General features: G+C 36.9%; 3 protein-coding genes. All 3 read right to left on the bottom strand.

Translation table 11 applies throughout. The features are described from left to right. The coding region (locus N3C60_09050; GenBank protein MCX8085053.1) for an alcohol dehydrogenase catalytic domain-containing protein at positions 1-600 on the bottom strand (600 nt) is incomplete at its 3' end. A gap of 32 nt (positions 601-632) precedes the next feature. Continuing rightward, a complete protein-coding gene (locus N3C60_09045) occupies positions 633-1403 on the bottom strand; it encodes an enoyl-CoA hydratase/isomerase family protein (protein ID MCX8085052.1) in 771 nt (256 codons plus the stop codon). Between the two features lie 9 nt (positions 1404-1412). Beyond that, positions 1413-1985: hypothetical protein (locus N3C60_09040; protein ID MCX8085051.1), on the bottom strand; the 573-nt coding region annotated here is incomplete at its 5' end.

The raw sequence follows: 1985 nt of genomic DNA, 5'->3' as shown, positions 1-1985 counted from the left end.
ATCAAAACCAATTACACACTTAGCCCCAAAAGCTTTTGCCATCTGGGTCATATAGGTTCCCACACCTCCTGCAACACCAATAACGATCACCAAGTCACCATCTTTTAAATCAGCTCTTATTGCTGCCTGATAAGGTGTTGTTACCGCATCTGCTACAACCGCTAATGTTTCAATGGGAAAATCACCTCTATTTTCAATAATGCAAAGATCACGAAAAGGAACTGGTATATGACTTGAATATCCACCATAAATGCCCAAACTATTTCCTGGCATCTTTTGATTTAAACATCTATTTTCTCTTCCCTGAGCACAGATGGGACAGCTATTACATGGCATAACCGCTGGTACAATAACTTCCTTGCCTATTAGATCAATCCTTCCTTCTACTATAACACCAGAAATTTCATGTCCCAAAGTTAAAGGGGGTTTTGTCACTGTTGGAACCCCTTGATAATAATAGCTTAGGTCTGTATGACAAACACCACATCCCTTAATTTCAACAAGCACCTCATATTCTTTAAGTTCTGGTTTTTGTATCTCAGTTTTTATCAACTTGCCCGGTTCAACCATCTGATAGGTTTTAATTTTATCTATAGCCATAAATCCTCCTTTTAATATTCTTGCCCTATATCTTACCTATTTTTCCAAATTGGCTTTCTCTTTTCTAAGAATGAGTTAATCCCTTCATTGGCATCTTCAAGGCTCATTAAATCTTTAACATACATTGCCTCTGCATTAGAAAGGGTCCTCTCAAAATCAAAAGCTAATGATTTTTTAAAGGCCTGTTTAGTTACTTTTAAAGCAGAACCACTCATAGCCTCAAACTTTTTTAAATAGACCCGCAGCTTTTCATCAAATTCCTGTAGTGGAAAAACCTGATTTACTAATCCCATCGCCTTAGCCTCTTCTGCAGAAATATTTTCACCAAGGATTACTATTTCAAAGGCCCTCTTTCTACCTACTACCTGTGTTAGATAGGTAATTGCAATTGGCGGGAAAACAGCAAGTTTAATCTCTGGCTGACCAAATTTAGCATTGTCAGCACATACTATTAAATCACAGCCAATAGCAAGCTCACAACCACCACCAAGGGCTGAACCTTTTACTCCAGCAACAGTTATAATATCCAGCATTTCCAGTCTTCTAAAAATACCGTGAAAGGAATCAAGCATTAGCTCCATCTTATCCTTGGTATGGTCAGCAACATCAACACCCGCTGAAAATGCCTTCTCTCCTTCAGCAGTAATTAATAAAACATTTAAATCCCTTTCTGATTTTTTAACATCATCAAGGGCTGAATTAATTTCATCCATTGTTTTAATATCAAGGACATTGTAGGGTGGTTTATTAATCTTGATTTCCCCAATTCTCCCCTCTTTGCTGTAAGTAATAAAGTTATACATTGCTCCCTCCTATTTTAAGTTCCATCTTTCTCTTAAATGCTTTGCATACTCCTCTGGTGCAGTGGTATGAGCCTCATCACCAACAAATTTTGGTGCAAACCAGGTATCGTAATTTGAATAAAGGTTTCTAAAGGCTGGCCTCGAACATATTCTTAAGTTTAGCCAGAAATATTCATTAAAACTTTTATCTGGTGAAGAGAAAAATGCAAGAGTATAGGGATGGTTGTTAAGATCTTCATAATAACTCACAATTCTTGATATTCCTTTTGCGAAATTTTTAGCATCATTCATAGTTATATCTAATAAACTTGCTTTTCCTTTTAAAATGCCCCAAACCTCTCTTTGATGGGAAGGCGCAAAGGCTGAAACCCAAAATATATCACCATCTTCAGCAATAAACCTTTCATTTAATTTCTTCTCCTCTTCACACAGTGTTTCCCAGTAGTTTTTACCATGGCTCTTAAAATATATATTTGAGAGACTGATTAGCTTATTTACACCAGAATAGGGAACCTTTCTTATGTGCAACTGAAAATGAGGATGGGGCACACTTGAACCACCGGGATTAAGAAAGTTCATTCC

Origin of the sequence: Calditerrivibrio sp. (assembly GCA_026415135.1) — a bacterium.
Taxonomy (GTDB): Bacteria; Chrysiogenota; Deferribacteres; order Deferribacterales; family Calditerrivibrionaceae; genus Calditerrivibrio.
The sequence above is the reverse complement of the archived record's forward strand: the minus strand, read 5'-3'. Positions and strand labels throughout refer to the sequence as shown.

Excerpts from the sequence above, each read along its gene's own strand:
- N3C60_09045 (MCX8085052.1), bottom strand. The coding sequence starts at position 1,403 with ATGTATAACTTTATTACTTACAGCAAAGAGGGGAGAATTGGGGAAATC.